We start from the raw sequence: 16,546 nt of genomic DNA, 5'->3' as shown, positions 1-16,546 counted from the left end.
TTTTAGCCGATCTTGCAGGCAGCCAGCGCTGCCATGTTCAGGATATCGTTCACCGTCGAATTGGTCGAACAGATCTGGATCGGCTTTTTCACCCCAGTCAGAATCGGGCCGATCACGGTCGCCCCGGCCATTTCCTGCATCAGCTTGACCGAGATCGAGGCCGAATGCCGCGCCGGAACCACCAGAATATTGGCCGGGCCCGACAGGCGGCAGAACGGATATTGCGCCATGGCCTGCGGGTTCAGCGCCACATCCACGGCCATTTCGCCATCATATTCGAAATCGACCTTCATATCGTCCAGCACGCGCGGCGCATCATGCATCTTGGTTGCACGTTCCGACACCGGATAGCCGAAGGTCGAAAAGCTGACGAAAGCCACGCGCGGCTCCAGCCCCAGACCGCGGGCCACGCTCGCCGAGCGGACAGCGATCTGCGCCAGATCTTCGGCATCGGGCCATTCATGCACCAGCGTATCGCTGATCAGCACGATCCGGCCCTTGTGCAGCAGCGCCGTCACCCCCACGGCCCCATCTGCCGCCTTGGCATCGAAGACATGGTTGATAAGGCTGAGAACATGGGCCGATTTGCGGGTGGCCCCGGTGATCAGCCCGTCGCCATGGCCATGCGCCAGCATGAGCGAGGAAAAGACGTGCCGGTCGCGGGTGGCCAGACGGCGGATATCGTGATCGTCAAACCCCTGCCGCTGCAGACGTTTGTAGAGAAAATCCTTGTACTGGTCGAGATGGCGGGAATTGCCGGCATTCACCACTTCCAGCTCGCGCACGGCATCCTGCAGACCTGCGCCTTCCAGCTTTTCGCGCACGTCGCTTTCGCGGCCCACCACCAGCGCCTTGCCCAGACCAGCGCGCTGATAGGCGACGGCGGCGCGCAGCACGCGGGGATCATCGCCTTCGGCAAAGATCATCCGGGCCTGCGCGGCCTTGGCGCGGGCATGCACCCCCTGCAGGATCGAGGCGGTCGGGTCCATCCGCGCCTTCAGGCTGGCCTCATAGCCCTTCAGATCGATGATCGGGCGGCGGGCCACGCCGGTATCCATGCCCGCCTTGGCAACGGCAGGTGGGATGACATGGATCAGACGCGGGTCAAAGGGCGTCGGGATGATGTAATCGCGCCCGAAAGAGAGCTTGCGGCCATAGGCCATCGCAACTTCATCCGGCACATCCTCACGCGCGAGGGCAGCGAGGGCCTTGGCGCAGGCGATCTTCATCTCGTCATTGATCGCGCGGGCATGAATATCCAGCGCCCCCCGGAACAGATAGGGGAAGCCGAGGACGTTATTGACCTGGTTCGGATAATCGCTGCGCCCGGTGGCCACGATGGCATCGGCGCGCACGGCATGGGCCTCTTCGGGGGTGATTTCCGGATCAGGGTTGGCCATGGCGAAAATGACCGGATTGTCGGCCATGCTGGCCACCATTTCGGGCGTCACCGCGCCCTTGGCCGAAACGCCCAGGAAGACATCGGCCCCGACCATCGCCTCTTCCAGCGTGCGGGCATCCGTGCGCGCGGCATGGGCCGATTTCCACTGGTTCATGCCCTCGGTACGGCCCTGCCAGATCACGCCCTTGGTGTCGCACATGATGCAATTGTCATGCCGCGCCCCCATCGCCTTGAGCAGTTCAAGACAGGCTATGCCCGCCGCTCCTGCCCCGTTCAGCACGATGCGCACATCTTCGATCTTCTTGCCGCTGATCTCCAACGCGTTGATCAGACCGGCGGCGCAGATCACCGCCGTACCGTGCTGATCGTCATGGAACACCGGAATGTCCATGATCTCTTTCAGGCGCTGTTCAATGATGAAACATTCCGGCGCCTTTATGTCTTCAAGGTTGATGCCGCCGAAGGTCGGCCCCATCAGCGAAACGGCCTTGATGATTTCATCGGCGTCTTCGGTATCAAGCTCGATATCGATGGCATTCACATCGGCAAAGCGCTTGAACAGCACCGCCTTGCCTTCCATCACCGGCTTGGACGCCAGCGCCCCCAGATTGCCAAGGCCAAGGATCGCTGTCCCGTTGGAAATCACCGCCACCATATTGCCCTTGACCGTATAGTCATAGGCGGTTTCCGGGCGTTCCGCGATGGCCTGCACCGGCACGGCAACGCCGGGGCTGTAGGCGAGGCTCAGATCGCGCTGCGTGGCCATCGGGGTCGAGGCGACGATATCGTATTTGCCCGGGCGCGGTTCCAGGTGATAGGCAAGCGCCTCTTCGGGGGTGATCTTGGTTTTGGTCATCAGGGGGCCATCCTGTGGGGTTTCCCTGCCCTCTTAACGCCCCACAGGGCCTGTGCCAATTGCGGTTTGGCGCTTTTCGCCGCGCGGGCGCTTTTGTAGGGTCGCGGGACTGCAGGAGGACAACCCGTGACCGATGACGCCGTAACGCCGATGATGGCGCAATATCTGGAGATCAAGGCCGGCTATGCCGATGCGATCCTGTTCTACCGGATGGGCGATTTCTACGAGATGTTCTTTGCCGATGCCGAAGCGGCGGCGGCGGCCCTGGATATTGCGCTGACCAAGCGCGGCTTTCATCTGGGCGAACCGATCCCGATGTGCGGCGTGCCGGTCCATGCGGCCGAAGGCTATCTGCTGGCGCTGATCCGCAAGGGCTTTCGTGTGGCCATTGCCGAACAGATGGAAGACCCGGCCGAGGCCAAGAAGCGCGGATCGAAATCGGTGGTGCGGCGCGATGTGGTGCGGCTGGTCACGCCGGGCACCCTGACCGAAGACAGCCTGCTGGAAGCGCGGCGGCATAATTATCTGGCGGCCTTTGCCGAGGTGCGCGACGAAGGCGCGCTGGTCTGGACCGATATTTCCACTGGCGAATTGCGGGTCATGCCCTGCCCGCGCAACCGCCTGTCGCCGGAACTGGCGCGGCTTTCCCCGCGCGAAGTGCTGGTGAGCGAAGGCCTGATGGCCGAACTGGCCCCGATCATCACCGATCTGGGGGCGGCGGTCACGCCGCTGGCGCGGGCGGGGTTTGACAGCACCGGGGCCGAGCGGCGGCTGTGCGCGCTGTGGCAGGTGGGCACGCTGGAGGCTTTTGGCAGTTTCGGGCGGGCCGAGCTTTCGGCCATGGGGGCGCTGGTCGAATATCTGGATCTGACGCAGCGCGGCAAACTGCCCCTGCTGCGCCCACCCCTGCGCGAAGCCTTGGGCGGCGCCATGCAGATCGATGCCGCCACGCGGCGCAATCTGGAAATCAACGCCGCGCTGTCAGGCGGGCGGGCGGGATCGCTGCTGGACTGTGTGGACCATACGGCCACGGCAGGCGGTGCGCGCCTGCTGGAGCGGCGGTTGTCGGCACCGTCCTGTGATCTGGCGCTGATCGCCGAACGGCATGGCGCAGTTGCGCTGCTGCTCGATCACCCCCGGCTGCGCGAGGATCTGCGCAACGCCCTGCGCCGGGTGCCAGACATGGACCGGGCCCTGTCGCGGCTGGCCTTGGACCGGGGCGGGCCGCGTGACCTTGCCGCGATCCGAAATGGCCTGTCGCAGGCCGGATTGATTGCCGATCTGATGTCGGGGCAAGACAGCGCCTTGCTGGCCCGATCCAGCCAAGGGCTGCGCGGGCATGACAACCTTATTTCCCTTCTGGATCAATCACTTGTGGATGAACCTCCGCTGCTGTCGCGCGATGGCGGCTTTATCGCCAGCGGTTTTGACCCCGAATTGGACGAAACCAGACGGCTGCGCGACGAAGGCCGTGGCGTGATCGCCGGGATGCAGGCCGAGTTCATCACACGAACGGGCATACAGAGCCTGAAGATCAAACATAATAATGTGCTGGGATATTTCATCGAAACCACCTCGACCCATGCCGAACGGATGCTGGCACCGCCGCTGAATGAAACCTTCATTCACCGCCAGACCACCGCCAACCAGGTGCGCTTTACCACGGTGGAGCTGAGCGCGCTGGAAACCCGCATCCTGAATGCGGGCAATCATGCGCTGGAACTGGAGAAGCGCCACTTCGCTGCGCTGCGGCAGGCGGTGCTGGATCACGCCGGGCCGATTGGCGTGGCGGCGGCCGGGCTGGCCGAACTGGATGTCGCGGCAGGCTTTGCCGATCTGGCTGCCGCCGAAGATTGGGTCTGCCCAAAGGTGGATGGCTCGCGCGCCTTTGCGGTGCAGGCCGGGCGGCACCCGGTAGTTGAACGCGCGCTGCGCCGTCAGGGCGGCGCCCCCTTCATCGCCAATGACTGCGGGCTGACCGAAAGCGGCACGCCGGCCATCTGGCTGCTCACCGGGCCGAACATGGCCGGTAAATCGACCTTCCTGCGGCAGAACGCCCTGATCGCACTGCTGGCGCAAGCCGGATCTTTCGTTCCGGCGCGGGCCGCGCATATCGGACTGGTCAGCCAGTTGTTCAGCCGGGTTGGCGCGAGTGACGATCTGGCGCGCGGGCGATCCACCTTCATGGTGGAAATGGTGGAAACAGCCGCGATCCTGAATCAGGCCGACGACCGCGCGCTGGTCATTCTGGACGAAATCGGGCGGGGCACCGCAACCTATGACGGCTTGTCAATCGCCTGGGCGACGCTGGAACATCTGCATGATGTGAACCGCTGCCGCGCGCTGTTCGCCACCCATTACCACGAAATGACGGCGCTGGCAGGCAAACTGCCCGGCGTGGAGAACGCAACCGTCAGCGTCAAGGAATGGGAAGGCGAGGTGATCTTCCTGCATGAGGTCCGCAAGGGTGCCGCCGACCGCAGCTATGGCGTGCAGGTGGCACGGCTGGCCGGGTTGCCCGCTGCGGTGATCGACCGCGCCAAGGTGGTTCTGGAGGCGCTGGAGGCGGGCGAACGCGCGGGGGGCGGCAAGGCCAAGGCCCTGATCGACGATCTGCCGCTGTTCCGCGCAGCGCCGCCACCGCCCCCCCCTGCCCCGGCCAGACCTTCGGCGCTGGAAGCTGCCATCAAGGCAGTGAACCCCGATGAGTTGACACCGATGGCCGCGCTGAAACTGGTCTATGAATGGAAACAGGCGCTGGAGTGACCAGCGCCTGTCAGAAACCATCGGGCCGGGATCAGCCAGCGGTATTGGACGACACGCCGACCTGCGCCGGGCGCAACAGGCGGTCATGGATCAGGAAGCCTTCGGTCATCACCTGGATGATCTGACCGGCCTTGGTACCCGGCAGCGGGGCTTCGAACATGGCCTGATGCAGGTTGGGATCGAATTGGTCGCCCACTGCAGGCATGATCGGCGTAACACCGTGCTTGCCCAGCACCGAAATCAGCTCGCGCAGCGTGAGCTCCACGCCTTCGATCAGCGCAGCGGATTGGGCACGATTGTCATCCGTCACGGCATTCAGGGCGCGGCGCAGATTGTCATAAACCGGCAGCATGTCACGGGCGAGTTTTGACCCGCCAAACTGCTCCGCCTCGCGCCGGTCACGTTCGCCCCGCTTGCGGCTGTTTTCCGCATCTGCAAGGGCGCGCATGAATTTGTCGCGATATTCGTCGCGCTCTGCCCGCAGTGCTTCAAGCTCATCGGCCCCGATGAACTCTTCCAGCCCTTCCAGATTGATGTCGTTCGAACCGGCCTGGTCCTGCGCCATTTCCAAATCCTTTACCTTCGTCTTCATCCCCGGCTGCGATCGGATAGCAACCGGCCGACCAACTGCGCGGTGTAATCGACCACCGGAACCACCCGACCATAATTCAGCCGAGTCGGCCCGATCACCCCCACCGCGCCAATGATCTTTCGATCCGCGTTCATATAGGGAGAGACCACCAGAGAGGAACCCGAAAGTGAAAAGAGTTTGTTCTCAGACCCGATAAAAATGCGCACACCATCGCCCTGTTCAGTCAGGTCCAGCACATCGGCGATATCGCGGGTGCGTTCCAGATCATCAAACAGGCGGCGGATGCGGATCAGGTCTTCTGCTTCGGCCGTGCCTTCCAGCAGATTCGCCCGGCCCCGGATGATCAGGCGTTCGCTGACTTCGCCCGCGTCTTCCCAAAGCGCAAGGCCGCTATCCACCAGCGCGCTGGCCAGAACATCAATTTCGCGGCGGCGCAATTCGATGTCACGGCGAACCGATCCGCGCAAATCGCTAAGCGTGCGCCCACCTGCCAGCGCATTGAGGAAATTCGCCGCTTCGCGCATGGCCGAAGGCGTGAGCCCCGGCGGCGGGGCGAACAGCCGGTTTTCCACATGGCCATCGGCAAAGACCAACACCACCAGCGCCCGGCCCGGGGCGAGAGAGACGAATTCGATGTGGCGGATAGGGGCCTCTTCATGCTTGGGCGCCAGAACAAGGCTGGCCCCGCGCGTGATGCCTGACAGCGCCGACCCGACCTTGTCGAGCAGACTCGTCACATCGGGGCTGTTTTCGCCCAGGGTGGCATCAATCCTTTCGCGGTCTTCGGTGGCAACGCTGCCCATCTCCAGCAGGCCATCGACGAACATGCGCAGGCCCATCTGGGTGGGAATACGCCCCGCCGAGACATGCGGGCTGTCCAGCAGGCCCAGATATTCCAGATCCTGCATGACATTGCGGATGGTCGCCGCGCTGATCTTTTCAGAGAAATCCCGCGTGAGCGTACGCGATCCGACCGGATCACCCGAAGCGAGATAACTTTCCACCACCCTGCGAAACACTTCGCGGGAGCGATCATTCAGATCGGAGAGGAGGTTGGAACTCTCGGTCATGGCCTTCACCTTCGGTGCCTGACGACGTTAAGGGCTGCGGCGGTGCAGCGTCAATAACGGTTGCGTTTGCCATGCGGCGGTGGGTATCTGGAAAAAGATATGCACAAGGATACCCACATGCGCCCCTCTGGCCGTTCGTTGAACCAATTGCGCCCCGTCAGCATCGAAACCGGGATCACCAAACATGCGGAAGGATCCTGTCTGATCCGGATGGGCGATACCCATGTTCTGTGCACGGCGACGATCGAAGACAAGGCCCCGCCCTTTCTGAAAAACACCGGTCTGGGCTGGGTGACGGCGGAATATGGCATGTTGCCGCGCGCGACCAATAGCCGGACCCGCCGCGAGGCCGCCGCCGGAAAGCAAAGCGGCCGCACCCAGGAAATTCAACGCCTGATCGGGCGGGCGTTGCGGGCAGGCGTTGACCGGTCGGCCCTGGGCGAGCGTCAGATTGTGGTGGATTGCGATGTAATCCAGGCAGATGGCGGAACCCGTTGCGCGGCCATCACCGGAGGGTGGGTTGCGCTGCGTCTGGCGGTGAACAAGCTGCTGAAGGCCGGAACTGTGGTTTCCGACCCGATCATCGACCATGTCGCCGCCGTGTCCTGTGGCATCTATGCAGGGCAGCCCGTACTGGATCTGGATTATGCCGAAGATTCATCGGCTGGAACTGACGGCAATTTCGTTCTGACCGGGGCGCGGCGGCTGATCGAGGTTCAGATGTCAGCCGAAGGGGCGACCTTTTCGCGCAGCGAGATGCTGACACTTCTTGATCTGGCCGAAGCGGGGGTTGCAGACCTGATTACGGCCCAGAAGGCTGCGGTGGGCTGAGATGCGCAAGTTTCGGGAACCCAAGCTTGTGATTGCCACGCATAATCGTGGCAAGTTGGAGGAGATCTCGGCGCTGTTGGGGCCCTTTGGCGTTGAACTGGTTTCGGCCGGCGAGCTTGGGTTGCCCGAACCGGCGGAAACCGAAACCACCTTTGTCGGCAATGCGCGGATCAAGGCCCATGCTGCCGCACAGGCGAGTGGCCTGCCCGCGCTGGCGGATGATTCCGGGATTTCGGTTGATGCGCTGAACGGTGCACCTGGTGTCTATACAGCCGATTGGGCCGAAACACCGCAGGGGCGCGATTTTGAACTGGCGATGCAGCGCACCTGGACCGAACTGGAGCGGGTGGATGCCCCCTATCCTCGGACGGCTGCTTTCAACTGCACTCTGGTTCTGGCCTGGCCAGATGGTCATGACGAAGTGTTTGTCGGTCGGATGCCTGGTCAGGTTGTCTGGCCGATGCGCGGTACCGAGGGGCATGGCTATGACCCGATCTTTCAACCTGATGGCTATGACCTGACTTTCGCCGAAATGAATCGCTGGGAAAAGAACCGGATCAGCCATCGCGCCGATGCTTTCCGAAAACTCGTAGACGGGTGTTTCACGTGAAACATCCGGGTGGGCGGGCCGAGGATTGGACGGAGGGCGGATTTGGTCTTTATGTGCATTGGCCATTCTGCCAGTCCAAATGCCCCTATTGCGATTTCAACAGCCATGTGGCCGCGCGGAACGATCAGGATGCCTGGAAAACTGCCTATCTGACAGAAATCGCGCGGGTCGCCCATTTGACCCAAGGCCGGCGGCTGCAAACGATCTATTTCGGAGGGGGAACCCCGTCCCTGATGGAACCCGCAACGGTGGAGGCCATCATTGCCGCGGCCCTGACCTCATGGCCCGGCACGAACGATCCTGAAATCACGCTTGAGGCCAATCCCGGCTCGGTCGAGACCGCGCGCTTCACTGCATATCGAAGCGCTGGCGTGAACAGGGTGTCACTTGGTCTGCAAGCGTTGAACGATAGCGACCTTCGCCGCCTGGGTCGCACGCATGACGCGCGGCAGGGCCTGCGCGCACTGGACATCGCCCTTTCGGTCTTTGACCGGGCGAGCTTTGATCTGATCTATGCCCGGCAGGACCAAAGCCTGAAAGATTGGCAAACCGAGCTGAAGTTGGCGATCGATCTTGGGGCATCCCATATGTCGCTGTACCAACTGACCATTGAACCTGGGACAGTGTTCAACGAACGGCACCAACGTGGCCAGCTGAAAGGGTTGCCAGATGACGAATTGGCCGCTGACTTTTATGATCTGACCAATGCTATGATGGAGGATGCTGGCTTGCCCGCCTATGAAATCTCCAATCATTCGCGCGCCGGTCAGGAATCCCGGCATAATCAGATCTACTGGCAAGCCGGAGACTATGCCGGGATTGGCCCGGGTGCGCATGGGCGCCTGACACTGCAAGGCATCCGCAATTCCACAGTCGCCGAACGCCAACCCGATCGCTGGCTCGCCGCGGCGCTTTCGCCGGCAGGTGTGAAGGATCTGGATGGCGTATTATCCGATGAAGACCGTGCAATAGAATATCTGCTGATGGGGCTTCGGCTGCGAGACGGGATTGATATAGCACGGCTTGAACGCATGATGGGCAGAAAGTTCCCCGCTGAGCCACTACAAGAGCTTGTTGGTCTTGGGATGGTCAGCCTGTCAGAAAACCGGTTGCAAGTGACAAAACAGGGAAGGCCCCTGCTGAATGCCGTCTTGCGCAAGCTGACAGAGGCACTGTGATGGCATATCTTTGGGCCATGGCTGGAATTGCGTCCTTGGCCCTCGCCCTCGTGGGGATCGTTACGCCGATCCTGCCAACAGTGCCGTTTCTGCTGCTGGCTGCCTTCTGCTTTTCAAAGTCATCGCCGCGCCTGCACCACTGGCTCGTAACCCACCCGAGGCTTGGACCGCCAATTCAGGATTGGCAAGAGCGCGGCGCCATCTCGCGCCGCGCAAAACATTACGCAACAGTATCGCTGGTTCTGGTTCTGGGCTTGTCTATCTGGTTTGGCCTGCCGACCTGGGTATTGCTCCTCCAGGCGGCGATCATGGGCCTCGTAGCCCTGTTCATATGGACCCGTCCCTCGGTGTAAGCGACAGAACGCGACAGATCAGATCCAGATCTTCCAAGGTGTTGTAGCGGATAGAGATCACGCCACGTTCGCCGCCAGCCTCGTGATTGATCGTTACCGCCATTTTCAGATTGGCAGAAAGATCGGCCTCCAACGCTCGGGTATCAGGATCCTTTTCCTGATGACGCGAAGATGCTTTTCTGCCCTGCCCCGGCTCCTTGCCGTCAGTCCGCCGCGCCAATTCTTCGGTTTCACGAACCGAAAGGTTTCCGGTCAGCACCTGCGCAGCCAGCATGGAAGGGTTTGGTGCCGTGATCAGCGCCCGCGCATGGCCAGCAGTAAGGCGTCCATCCCTGACCAGACCCTGCACATCTTCGGGCAAGTTCAACAGGCGCAACAGGTTGGCAATATAGCTGCGGCTTTTCGAAAGCGCCTCGGCCAGCTTTTCCTGCGTATGACCAAAGCGTTCCATAAGCTGACGAAACGCCTGCGCCTCTTCGATCGGGTTCAGATCCGCGCGCTGGATATTCTCGATGATGGCAACTTCCAGCACTTCGGTATCGGAGAATTCCCGCACCAGAACCGGAATCTCGTGCAATCTGGCCATCTGGGCGGCGCGCCAGCGACGTTCCCCCGCCACGATTTCATAGCGGTTTTCGTCCATCCTGCGAACGATCAGAGGCTGCAGCACCCCCTTGGCACGGATGGATTGCGCCAGATCCTCCAGAGCATCTGCCGAAAACTGGCGTCTGGGCTGCAACGGGTTGGGGAAAACGTGTTCGATGGGCAGCATATCCGGCTTTCGTGCCGACACTGCCGACACATCAACCTCTGCCGCTGCCGGTGCGATATTGATGTCTGCCATCAGAGCGGAGAGACCGCGCCCCAGACCACGACGTTCGGTTTTCTTTTCCATGTTCAGACTTTCTGCTTCAGGCCGAGACTCGCACCGTGCCGGGATGCGATTTCACTCGCCAGTGCCCGATATGCCTCGCTGCCTTTCGATGCTGGATCATAGGTCAATACAGGCATCGCAAAGGACGGGGCCTCACTGACCCTGACATTGCGTGGAATGACCGTGCGGAAGACGAGATCACCCAAGGTTTCGCGAACATCGCTTTCCACCTGGAGCGACAGGTTGTTGCGGCCATCATACATTGTAAGAAGCACGCCCTCGATCCGAAGGTTCGGATTAGCAGTTTCCCGGATTGTCCGAATGGTGAGCATGAGCTGCGAAAGGCCCTCTAGTGCAAAGAATTCGCTTTGCAACGGGATCAGAACAGAATGGGCCGCGCAAAGCGCATTCACAGTCAGCAGGCTCAGCGAGGGCGGACAATCAAGCAGCACGAAGTCGAGTGCAAAGGCGTCAATCTCGCGCTGGCGCAGGGCATCATGCAGAAGGAAGCTGCGCTTCTCGTTCGCAACCAATTCGATATCCGCCGAAGCAAGGTCTGCATTTGCCGGGCAAATGAGCAGGTTCTCGATATTGGTCTGCAGAATGGTTTGGCTGATTGGCGCATCTTCCAGCAAAACATCATAGCTGGTCAGACGACGTTGACCGACTTCAATGCCCAGCCCGGTCGATGCGTTGCCTTGTGGATCAAGATCCACCACAAGAACACGATGTCCGATCATGGCGAGGCCCGCCGCAAGATTGATGGCTGTGGTCGTCTTGCCAACACCGCCCTTCTGGTTGGTGATCGCAATGATCTTTGGCTGGCGTGGCCGAGATAGATCAGACATGGCGGATGTTCTTCAATTTGAGGATCTGTGAGCCGGTGTTTGTCATACTCGGTACTGCCTGAAGATCGAAGGCCCAAGCCTCCTTTGCCAGCGTAATTTCTGCCTCTGCCGCCTCTCCCTTGGGAAAAAGCGCGATCCCATCAGGTTTAAGATGTCGATGGGCAAATGCGCAGAGCTGCGCCAAAGGCGCCAGGGCTCTGGCAGAAATCACATCTGCGTTCTGAGGCAACAAGGATTCAATCCGACTGCATTCCACCTTCGCAGCCAGTTTCAGCTGGATGATCGATTGCCGGAGGAATGTTGCCTTGCGTTGATCTGACTCTACTAGGGTAAACCTGACTTCAGGCGCTTTTTCCTGGGCAATGATGGCCAGCACGATGCCAGGAAGACCGCCGCCACTGCCCAGATCGAGCCAATGTCCTGCCATGGGCAATTCCGTAGCCAATTGTGCACTATCAACGATATGGCGCGGCCAGACCTCGCTCAGCGTACTGCGCGAAACCAGATTTATTGCCGGGCTCCACTTGATCAGCAGGGCGACGAATGCGTCCAAGGTTGCGGTTGTTTCACGTGAAACATCCATAAAGGGCAACAGCGATGATCCGCTCATGACGCCTTCTCTGTCGGACCGCGCTTGAGCCTGGACAGGATGAGCACCAGCGCTGCAGGAGTAATGCCTTCGATCTTGGCCGCCTGCGCGAGATTCTCTGGCCGCCGACGCGTCAACTTCTCCGTCAGCTCCCCAGACAAGCCTGACAAAGAGGAATAGTCGAATTCCGGAGGAATTTCGACCGCTTCATCACGCCGAATAGCCTCAGAATCGGCCAGCTGGCGATCAGCAAACCGCTCATAGAGCGAATCGACCCGAACCTGCTCCTTCACACTATCCGATATCGAAGACAGTTCCGGAATAATGGCATCGAAGACAGTTGTTTCAACATCCGGAAATGTCATCAGTTCCAGCGCTGTTCTGCGACCACCATCCTGGCTGACCGATATGCCGAGTGCTGCGGCCTCCTTGGGAGCAACGGTCCTCCCCCCAAGGATGCTACGCGCAGTTCCAACAGCTTCCATCTTGCTGAAGAAGCTCCGCTGACGCCGCTCCCCTACGCAACCTACTTGTATCCCGATGGGCGTCAGCCTCTGATCAGCATTGTCGGCGCGAATCGAAAGCCGGAATTCGGCGCGAGACGTGAACATACGATATGGCTCGGACACGCCAAAATTACGCAGGTCATCAATCATGACGCCAATATAACTCGAGGTCCGACTGAAATGCAGTGGCTCACGGCACAGAACCGCCAAGGCAGCGTTCAGCCCGGCGACAAGCCCCTGCGCCGCAGCCTCTTCATACCCTGTCGTACCATTGATCTGACCTGCGAGATACAATCCAGCATGATCACGGCATTCCAGAGACTGACTCAACGACCGAGGGTCAAAATAGTCGTATTCAATCGCATAGGCCGGCTGCAGGATCTTTGCCGCCTCCAGGCCAACAATCGACTGAACATATGCCTGCTGAACCTCCACCGGCAAAGAGCTCGATATCCCATTGGGGTACACGGTGTGATCATCGAGCCCTTCCGGCTCCAGAAAGACCTGGTGGCTTTCCTTCTCCGCAAAGCGCACAACCTTGTCTTCGATCGACGGGCAATATCGCGGGCCAACGCCTTCGATATGCCCCCCGTACATCGCCGACCGATCAAGGTTCCGGCGGATAATCTCATGCGTTTTTACGTTGGTATGCGTGATTCCGCAGGAAATCTGACGCACCTCGGGTTTGGTGTTCAGAAAACTGAACATCACTGGCTGGTCATCGCCCTCCTGACGCTCCAAACGCGACCAATCAATGGTCCGGCCATCGAGCCTTGGCGGCGTTCCCGTTTTCAGCCGTCCGCGCGGCAAGCCAAACCCAGCCAAACGATTGGCCAGGTGAATTGACGGACGATCATTCATCCGTCCGGCACTCTGTTGCTGATCCCCGATATGGATGATCCCATTCAGGAAGGTTCCGGTCGTCAGAATCACGCGATGCGCCGAAACTTCTGCGCCGTCCGCCAGACGAACTCCGGTTATCCGGCCCGCATCTTCCATCAGATCGGCCACTTCGGCCTCGATGATTTCCAGCTGAGGATAGCCAGAAAGCTCGGCCTGCATCGCGCAACGATACAGCGCACGATCGGCCTGCGCCCGCGGCCCCTGAACCGCAGGACCCTTCCGACGGTTCAACAACCGAAACTGAATTCCGGCCCGATCAGCAACACGCCCCATCACGCCATCCAGCGCGTCGATCTCGCGAACAAGGTGCCCCTTGCCAAGACCGCCAATGGCCGGGTTGCAGGACATTGTGCCAATATCCTGCTTGCGCATGGTGATCAGTGCAGTACGCACGCCCATACGCGCCGCAGACGCAGCCGCTTCGCAACCGGCATGGCCGGCACCTATCACAACAACGTCGAAGTGTTTCACGTGAAACATCCTCATTTGCCGATACAGAAGCTGGAAAAGATCTCTCCCAGCAGATCTTCCGTTCCGATTTTGCCAATCAAAGAATCGAGGGCGCGCATGGCCCGACGAATCTCCTCCGCCACAAGCTCGGCCCGCATATGCCAGCTATCTACCTCAGCCAAGGCCAAATCCAAAGCCCCGACTGCCAGCACCACAGCTTCACGATGCCGTGCCCTGATCAATGAAGACCCCTGCAAGGTGCGGCGGCTCAATATGTCACCGATTCGCACGACGAGCATATCCAGGCCCTGTCCTGTCAAACCGGATACAGCCAGGCCATCCATTGGCCCTGCGCGATCCACCTTTGCCAAGACGACCAGATCGTCTGCCTCAAGGTCCACGGGTATCGGATCGCCAAAAGTTTCAACCAGAACAATGCGTAGATCAGCCTGCGCCGCACGCTCCATCGCTCGCGATATCCCGATCGCTTCAACCCGATCCCCGGTCTCCCGAATCCCTGCCGTATCCAGCAGGGTCACCGGTAAACCGGCGATCTCCATCCTGACTTCGATCACATCGCGGGTCGTTCCCGCAATTTCAGACGTGATCGCGGCCTCGCGCCCCGCAAGCGCATTCAACAATGTCGATTTGCCCACGTTCGGCGCACCGATGATCGCAACCTCAAACCCGTCACGAATTCGCTCCGCGATCTCCGAGCCCGAAATTTCGGCGCGCAACTCATCCAGCAGAGTACGCAGCAAGCCGCGAACTTCTGGCGTAACGTCAACCGGCACATCCTCATCGGCAAAATCAATTGTCGCTTCGATCAACGCACCTGCGCGCAAAATCCGCTGCCGCCAGGCCTCTACCTTTTGCCCGATATGCCCTGACAGCACCCGCAAGGCCTGCCGGCGCTGTGCCTCGGTCTCGGCATCGATCAAATCGGCCAGACCCTCGACCTGCGCCAGATCGAGACAGCCGTTTTCCAGCGCCCGTCGGGTAAACTCCCCCGGTTCTGCAAGCCTCAGACCAGGCATCAGCCCCAGAACACGCAACAGCGCGGCGACAACTGCGACAGAACCATGAACCTGAAGCTCGGCCACATGCTCCCCGGTGAAAGAGGCGCCCTCACCGAACAGGATCACCAAAGCCTCGTCCAGAACCTCGCCCTGCCAGATCAGGCGCCGCAAGGCCGCCTGTCGCAAGGCGGGCAAGTCGCGATCTGTCAGCTGTCGCACTGCTTCATGCGCGCCCTTGCCGGACAGACGCACAACAGAAACACCGGCTCGTCCCCGCGCCGAGGCGAGGGCATAGATCGTGTCCATCCTGCCCTCCCGAAGGTCAGGTATTCATCGAATCGAAGAATTCGCCATTGGTCTTGGTCTGCTTCAACTTCCCGATCAGGAATTCGATCGCATCCGTGGTGCCCATCGGGTTCAGGATACGGCGCAGCACATAGGTCTTCTGCAGGTCAGCCTTTTCAACCAGCAGATCTTCCTTCCGGGTCCCGGATTTCAGAATATCCATCGCCGGGAAGACACGCTTGTCCGCAACCTTGCGGTCCAGAACGATTTCGCTGTTCCCAGTGCCCTTGAATTCTTCAAAGATGACCTCGTCCATCCGGCTGCCGGTATCGATCAGGGCGGTTGCAATGATGGTCAGACTGCCGCCTTCCTCGATGTTGCGTGCAGCACCAAAGAACCGCTTCGGCCGTTGCAGCGCGTTCGCATCCACACCGCCGGTCAAGACCTTGCCACTCGATGGCACAACCGTGTTGAAGGCCCGGCCCAGACGCGTGATCGAATCCAGCAAGATCACCACATCGCGCTTGTGTTCGACCAGACGCTTCGCCTTTTCAATCACCATTTCCGCAACGGCAACGTGCCGGGTTGCCGGTTCGTCAAAGGTCGAAGACACCACTTCGCCCTTCACGCTGCGCTGCATGTCGGTCACTTCTTCGGGCCGTTCGTCGATCAGCAGCACGATCAGGTAACATTCGGGGTGATTCACCTCGACCGACCGCGCGATATTCTGCAACAGAACCGTCTTGCCCGTCCGCGGAGGGGCCACGATCAGCGCGCGCTGGCCCTTGCCGATCGGCGCCACCAGATCGATGATGCGGGCCGAACGATCCTTGATCGTCGGGTCCTCGATTTCCATCTTCAGCCGCTCATCCGGATAAAGCGGTGTCAGGTTGTCGAAATGCACCTTGTGCTTGGCCTTTTCCGGATCGTCGAAATTGATCCGCTCGGCCTTCACCAGGCTGAAATACCGCTCATTGTCACGCGGGGCCTGAATCACGCCCTCGATCGTGTCACCGGTCCGCAGGCTGAAAATGCGGATCATCTCGGGGCTGACATAAATGTCATCCGGGCCGGGCAGATAGTTCGCCTCCGGGCTGCGCAGAAAGCCAAAGCCGTCCTGCAGCACTTCCAGCACGCCATCGCCGCCGATTTCCCAGCCTTCCTCGGCATGTTCCTTCAGGATCGAGAACATCATCTCGCCCTTGCGCATGCTGGGCGCGTTCTCGATTTCCCATTCCTCGGCCATGGCCAGCAATTCAGCCGGGGTCTTGGCCTTGAGGTCGGAAAGGTTCAGCCGCTCGATCGTCATGGGAATGCTCATCCGCGCCTGCCCCGGGTCCGGGGCACAGGAGATTTCTGTCAAAAGGGAAAGGCGTCAGGCCGGACGGCCCCGCTCAATCCGCCAGATAAGCGT

Annotated in this window: 14 protein-coding genes; 5 read left to right on the top strand and 9 right to left on the bottom strand. The window is 60.5% G+C overall.

Annotation, left to right across the window (positions count from 1 at the left end):
- Positions 1-2: 2 nt before the first annotated feature.
- Positions 3-2,258: an NADP-dependent malic enzyme gene (locus V6590_RS14175; RefSeq protein WP_335424200.1), complete on the bottom strand. Its 2,256-nt coding sequence runs from the start codon at positions 2,256-2,258 to the stop codon at positions 3-5.
- A 126-nt stretch (positions 2,259-2,384) separates the two neighbouring features.
- Here V6590_RS14175 and mutS point away from each other — a divergent pair, with 126 nt between their 5' ends.
- Complete coding sequence (gene mutS, locus V6590_RS14170) at positions 2,385-5,024, top strand: DNA mismatch repair protein MutS (protein ID WP_335424198.1); 2,640 nt, start codon at positions 2,385-2,387, stop codon at positions 5,022-5,024.
- A 31-nt stretch (positions 5,025-5,055) separates the two neighbouring features.
- On the opposite strand, the gene V6590_RS14165 is transcribed toward mutS, so the two are convergent.
- Positions 5,056-5,589 (bottom strand): nucleotide exchange factor GrpE, encoded by a 534-nt coding sequence (locus V6590_RS14165; RefSeq protein ID WP_335424196.1) that lies wholly within the window; start codon positions 5,587-5,589, stop codon positions 5,056-5,058.
- Between the two features lie 23 nt (positions 5,590-5,612).
- Positions 5,613-6,686: a heat-inducible transcriptional repressor HrcA gene (hrcA, locus tag V6590_RS14160; protein WP_335424194.1), complete on the bottom strand. Its 1,074-nt coding sequence runs from the start codon at positions 6,684-6,686 to the stop codon at positions 5,613-5,615.
- Positions 6,687-6,803: 117 nt separating this feature from the next.
- Between hrcA and rph the strand changes: the two genes are divergently transcribed.
- Genes rph through V6590_RS14140 form a run of 4 tightly spaced genes read left to right on the top strand, consistent with a single transcriptional unit; the run spans position 6,804 to position 9,658 of the window.
- Positions 6,804-7,517, top strand: a complete 714-nt coding sequence (gene rph, locus V6590_RS14155) for a ribonuclease PH (protein ID WP_335424192.1) — start codon at positions 6,804-6,806, stop codon at positions 7,515-7,517.
- A gap of 1 nt (position 7,518) precedes the next feature.
- Positions 7,519-8,127 carry an RdgB/HAM1 family non-canonical purine NTP pyrophosphatase gene (gene rdgB, locus V6590_RS14150; protein WP_335424190.1) on the top strand — a complete coding sequence of 203 codons (609 nt, stop codon included), beginning with the start codon at positions 7,519-7,521 and terminating at the stop codon, positions 8,125-8,127.
- Positions 8,124-9,305, top strand: a complete 1,182-nt coding sequence (gene hemW / locus V6590_RS14145) for a radical SAM family heme chaperone HemW (protein WP_335424188.1) — start codon at positions 8,124-8,126, stop codon at positions 9,303-9,305. Before rdgB ends, hemW begins: the two co-directional genes overlap by 4 nt.
- A complete protein-coding gene (locus V6590_RS14140) occupies positions 9,305-9,658 on the top strand; it encodes a YbaN family protein (protein ID WP_335424186.1) in 354 nt (117 codons plus the stop codon). The genes hemW and V6590_RS14140 overlap by 1 nt, the downstream gene beginning before the upstream one ends.
- Here V6590_RS14140 and V6590_RS14135 read toward each other — a convergent pair.
- The 6 genes from V6590_RS14135 to rho are packed head-to-tail and all read right to left on the bottom strand — an operon-like array spanning position 9,633 to position 16,441.
- Positions 9,633-10,553 carry a ParB/RepB/Spo0J family partition protein gene (locus tag V6590_RS14135; RefSeq protein ID WP_335424184.1) on the bottom strand — a complete coding sequence of 307 codons (921 nt, stop codon included), beginning with the start codon at positions 10,551-10,553 and terminating at the stop codon, positions 9,633-9,635. The genes V6590_RS14140 and V6590_RS14135 overlap by 26 nt on opposite strands.
- Positions 10,554-10,555: 2 nt before the next feature.
- The gene (locus tag V6590_RS14130) at positions 10,556-11,380 is read right to left on the bottom strand and encodes a ParA family protein (protein WP_335424182.1); all 825 of its coding nucleotides are present in this window, start codon (positions 11,378-11,380) and stop codon (positions 10,556-10,558) included.
- Positions 11,373-11,990, bottom strand: coding sequence for a 16S rRNA (guanine(527)-N(7))-methyltransferase RsmG (gene rsmG, locus V6590_RS14125; protein WP_335424180.1), 618 nt, complete (start codon positions 11,988-11,990; stop codon positions 11,373-11,375). The genes V6590_RS14130 and rsmG overlap by 8 nt, the downstream gene beginning before the upstream one ends.
- Entirely contained in the window at positions 11,987-13,849 is a 1,863-nt protein-coding gene (gene mnmG, locus V6590_RS14120) for a tRNA uridine-5-carboxymethylaminomethyl(34) synthesis enzyme MnmG (RefSeq protein WP_335424438.1), read from the bottom strand. Before mnmG ends, rsmG begins: the two co-directional genes overlap by 4 nt.
- A gap of 11 nt (positions 13,850-13,860) precedes the next feature.
- A complete protein-coding gene (gene mnmE / locus V6590_RS14115) occupies positions 13,861-15,153 on the bottom strand; it encodes a tRNA uridine-5-carboxymethylaminomethyl(34) synthesis GTPase MnmE (RefSeq protein ID WP_335424178.1) in 1,293 nt (430 codons plus the stop codon).
- 16 nt (positions 15,154-15,169) lie between these two features.
- Positions 15,170-16,441: a transcription termination factor Rho gene (rho, locus tag V6590_RS14110; RefSeq protein WP_335424436.1), complete on the bottom strand. Its 1,272-nt coding sequence runs from the start codon at positions 16,439-16,441 to the stop codon at positions 15,170-15,172.
- Positions 16,442-16,546: the final 105 nt, after the last annotated feature.

Source organism: Gemmobacter denitrificans (assembly GCF_036964905.1).
Lineage (GTDB): Bacteria > Pseudomonadota > Alphaproteobacteria > Rhodobacterales > Rhodobacteraceae > Gemmobacter > Gemmobacter denitrificans.
The sequence above is the reverse complement of the archived record's forward strand: the minus strand, read 5'-3'. Positions and strand labels throughout refer to the sequence as shown.